We start from the raw sequence: 4,201 nt of genomic DNA, 5'->3' as shown, positions 1-4,201 counted from the left end.
CCGTGCACGCCCGCCCGGACACCACCCCGCCGGGCCCCTGGACCCGGCGGGGTGGTGTCCGGGCGGGCGTGCACGGTGAGCGTGCGGTGGCCGCGCTCGTCCGGGGCGTCGAGGAGGACCTGGAGCTGTACGGAGTCCCGGGGCCGGAGGGTCAGTGGCGCTTCGAGGGTCAGTTCCTCGATCGTCCGGCAGTCGGCGGGGTCGCCTGCCTGGAGGGCGAGTTCGACGAAGGCCGTGCCCGGGAGCAGGACCGTGCCGAGGACGGCGTGGTCGGCGAGCCACGGGTGGGTGGTGAGGGAGATCCTGCCGGTGAGGAGGTGCCGGTCGTCGTCGGCCGGTGCGAGGGCGGCGCCGAGCAGCGGGTGGTCGGCGGAGCGCAGCCCCAGCCCTTCGGCGTCGGCGGCGGCCGGCGCGGGGTCCAGCCAGTAGCGCTCGCGCTGGAACGCGTAGGTCGGCAGCTCGGTCCGGCGCTGCGGCCTGCCCGCGTGCGGCGCGGGCCAGTCGACGGGGACGCCGCGGACGTGGAGGGCGGCGGCCGCGGTGAGGAAGCGGCACAGGGTGTCCGCGTCACGCTGGAGCGAGCCGACGACGAGGGCGTCGGACGCGGTGCTCTGCGCGGTCTGTTCGACGGCCGGGGCCATGACCGGGTGCGGGCTGGTCTCGACCAGCACGGTGTATCCGTCCCGCAGCAGCGACCGGGTGGCGTGTTCGAAGGCGACGGTGTCGCGCAAGTTCCGGTACCAGTACGCGGCATCGAGCGCGGTGCCGTCGAGGGGTTCGCCGGTGACGGTCGAGTAGAAGGCGATCGCGGGGGTGGCCGCCGGGCCGAGGTCGCCGATGCCCGCGAGGAGTTCGTCGCGGACGTCCTCGACGGCGGCGGAGTGCGCCGCGTAGTCGACCGGGAGGCGGCGGGCCCGTACGTCCTCCGCCTCGCACCGTTCGCGCAGTTCGTCGAGTGCCGCGGCGTCACCGGAGACGACCACCGCGCCGGGTCCGTTGACGGCGGCGACGCCGAGTCGCCCGGGCCAGTGGGCGAGCAGCCGTTCGGCGTGCCCGGCGGAGGTGCCGAGGGACATCATGCCTCCGTGGCCCGCGATGGCGCGCAGGGCCCGGCTGCGGAGCGCGACGATCCGGGCGGCGTCCTCCAGACTCAGCGCACCGGCCACGTGGGCGGCGGCGATCTCGCCCTGCGAGTGGCCCACCACAGCGGCCGGTTCGACGCCGAGGGCGCGCCACATCGCGGCGACGGACACCATGACGGCGAACAGGGCGGGCTGTACGACGTCCACGCGGTCGAGCGAGGGCGCGCCTGGACGCCGGCGCAGCACGTCGGTCAGCGACCAGTCGGTGTGCGGGGCGAGCGCGGCCTCGCACGCCCGGATGTGTTCGGCGAAGACCGGGGACTCGTCGAGCAGGCGGGCGCCCATCCCGGCCCACTGCGAGCCCTGCCCGCCGAACACGAAGGCCGTGCGTCCCGGTTGCCCGACGGTGCCGGTGACGAGCGCGCCATGGGCCGCGTCGGTGCTCAGCGCGTCGAGGCCCGCGAGGAGTTCGGCGGGCTCGGCGGCGACGACCACGGCCCGGTGGTCGAGCGCGGACCGGGTGGTGGCGAGGGCGTGGGCGACGTCGGCGGGCCGGGCGCCGGGGTGCGCCTCCAGGTGTTGCCGCAGCCGGGCGGGCTGCGCCCGGAGGGCGGCGGGGGTCGCGCCGGACACCGGCCAGGCGAGCGCTGCGGGCTCGTCCGCCGGGTCCGGGACCGGGACGGCGGGCTCGTCGGTGGGCTCGTCGGCGGGGTCGCCCTGTTCCAGGATGACGTGGGCGTTGGTGCCGCTGACGCCGAACGAGGACACCCCGGAGCGGCGCGGGCGGCCGCTGTCGGGCCACGGGGCCGGCTCGGCGAGCAGGGACACCCGGCCCGCCGACCAGTCGACGTGCGGCGTCGGCGCGTCCACGTGCAGGGTGGCGGGCAGGTGCGCGTGCCGCATCGCCATGACCATCTTGATGATGCCCGCGACACCGGCGGCGGCCTGTGTGTGCCCGATGTTGGACTTGACGGAGCCCAGCCACAGCGGGTGCCCGTCGGGGCGCTCGGCGCCGTACGTGGCGAGCAGCGCGTGGGCCTCGATGGGGTCGCCGAGGGCGGTGCCCGTGCCGTGGGCCTCGACGGCGTCGACGTCGGCGGTGGCGAGCCCGGCCTGGGCGAGCGCGTCGCGGATCACCCGTTCCTGGGCGAGGCCGTTGGGCGCGGAGAGGCCGTTGCTCGCGCCGTCCTGGTTGACGGCGCTGCCCCGGACCACGGCGAGCACACGGTGCCCGGCCCGCCGGGCGTCCGAGAGGCGCTCGACCAGCAGCAGGCCGACGCCCTCCGACCAGGCGGTGCCGTCGGCGGCGGCCGCGAAGGACTTGCAGCGGCCGTCGGGGGCGAGTCCGCGCTGGCGCGAGAACTCGACGAAGGTCGCCGGGCTCGACATGACGGTCACGCCACCGGCCAGCGCCAGGTCGCACTCGCCCTGGCGCAGGGCCTGGCAGGCGAGGTGCAGCGCGACCAGCGACGACGAGCACGCCGTGTCGACCGTGACGGCCGGGCCCTCCAGGCCGAGGGTGTAGGCGACGCGCCCGGTGGCGATGCTGCCCGCGCTGCCGTTGCCGAGGTAGCCGTCCACGCCGTCGGGGGCGGTGGTCAGCCGGGAGGCGTAGTCGGCGTACATGAGGCCCGCGAAGACGCCGGTGCGGCTCCCGCGCAGCGAGCGCGGGTCGATGCCCGCCCGCTCGACGGCCTCCCACGAGGCTTCGAGGAGGAGGCGCTGCTGGGGGTCCATGGCGAGGGCCTCGCGCGGCGAGATCCCGAAGAAGCCGGGGTCGAACCGGTCGGCGTCGTGCAGGAACCCGCCTTCGCGGACGTACGAGGTGCCCGCGTGGTCGGGGTCGGGGTGGAACAGGTTCTCCACGTCCCAGCCGCGGTTGTCGGGGAACGCGGAGATGGCGTCGGTGCGGTCGTGCACCAGCCGCCACAGGTCCTCCGGGCTCGCCACGCCGCCCGGGTAGCGGCAGCTGACCGCGACGATCGCGACCGGCTCGTCCGACACCCGTGCCATGGTGGCGACGCGCGGCCGCTCCGGCGCGTCGAGGAGCTCGGCACGCAGGTGCCTGCCGAGGGCGTTCGCGGACGGGTGGTCGAACAGCACGGTGGCGGGCAGCCGCAGACCGACCGCGCCGTTCAGGCGGTTGCGCAGTTCGAGCGCGGCGAGCGAGTCGAGGCCCAGTTCGCTGAACGCCCGGTCCGGGTCGATCGCGCCTCCGTCCGGGTGGCCGAGGACGGTGGCCGCGTGGGTGCGGACGATGTCGACGAGCATGCGGTCCTGCTCGGCCTCCGGGGCGGCGGACAGCCTGCGGAGCAGGGCGCGCCCGGCCCCCGGGTCCCGGTCGGCGCCGGGGCGGCGGGCGGCGGGCAGGAGGCCGTGCAGGACGGGCGGCACATCGTCACCGGCGGCGAGGCGGGCCGGGTCGAGCCGCACGGGGGCGAGTACGGCCTCGGGGCGGACCAGCGCCGCGTCGAACAGGGCGAGGCCCAGCCGTGCGGGGAGCGCCTCGACCCCGGAACGGGCCATGCGCTGCCGGTCGGCCGCGCCGAGCCCGGCGGTGAGCGCGCTGTCCTGTTCCCACAGTCCCCACTGCAACGAGACGGCGGGCAGGCCGCGGGCGTGGCGGCGCTGCGCGAGCGCGTCGAGGACGACGTTGGCGGCGGAGTAGCCCGCCTGGCCCGGGTTGCCGGTGAGGCCGGCGGCCGAGGAGAAGAGCACGAAGGCCGACAGGCCGGAGTCGGCCGTCAGTTCGTGCAGGTGCAGCGCCGCGTCGGCCTTGGGCCGCAGGACCCGGTCGACCCGCTCCGGCGTCAGCGACGGGACGAGGCCGTCGTCGGTCACGGCCGCGAGGTGGACGACCCCGGTGAGCGGATGCCCGGCCGGGACCTCCGCGAGCACGCGGGCCAGTTCGGCGCGCTCCGCGATGTCACAGGCGGAGAAGGAGACGTGCGCGCCCGCCTCGGCCAGGTCGGCCCGCAGGGCTTCCGCGCCGGGGGCCTCGGCACCGCGCCGGGAGACCAGGAGCAGGTGCCGGACCCCGTGCGCCGCGACGAGATGACGGGCCACCAGGGCACCCAGCGTCCCGGTGCCGCCGGTGACCAGCACGGTGCCGCCGCGGT

Annotated in this window: 1 protein-coding gene; it reads right to left on the bottom strand. The window is 76.7% G+C overall.

The features are described from left to right. A partial coding sequence (locus K6I34_RS32775) for a type I polyketide synthase (RefSeq protein ID WP_229331678.1) occupies positions 1 to 4,201 on the bottom strand: 4,201 nt, incomplete at both ends.

The sequence above is a fragment of the Streptomyces sp. UNOC14_S4 genome, from assembly GCF_020740835.1.
Classification (GTDB): domain Bacteria; phylum Actinomycetota; class Actinomycetes; order Streptomycetales; family Streptomycetaceae; genus Streptomyces.
Note: the sequence above shows the minus strand (reverse complement) of the source record. Positions and strands in the feature narration are given on the sequence as shown.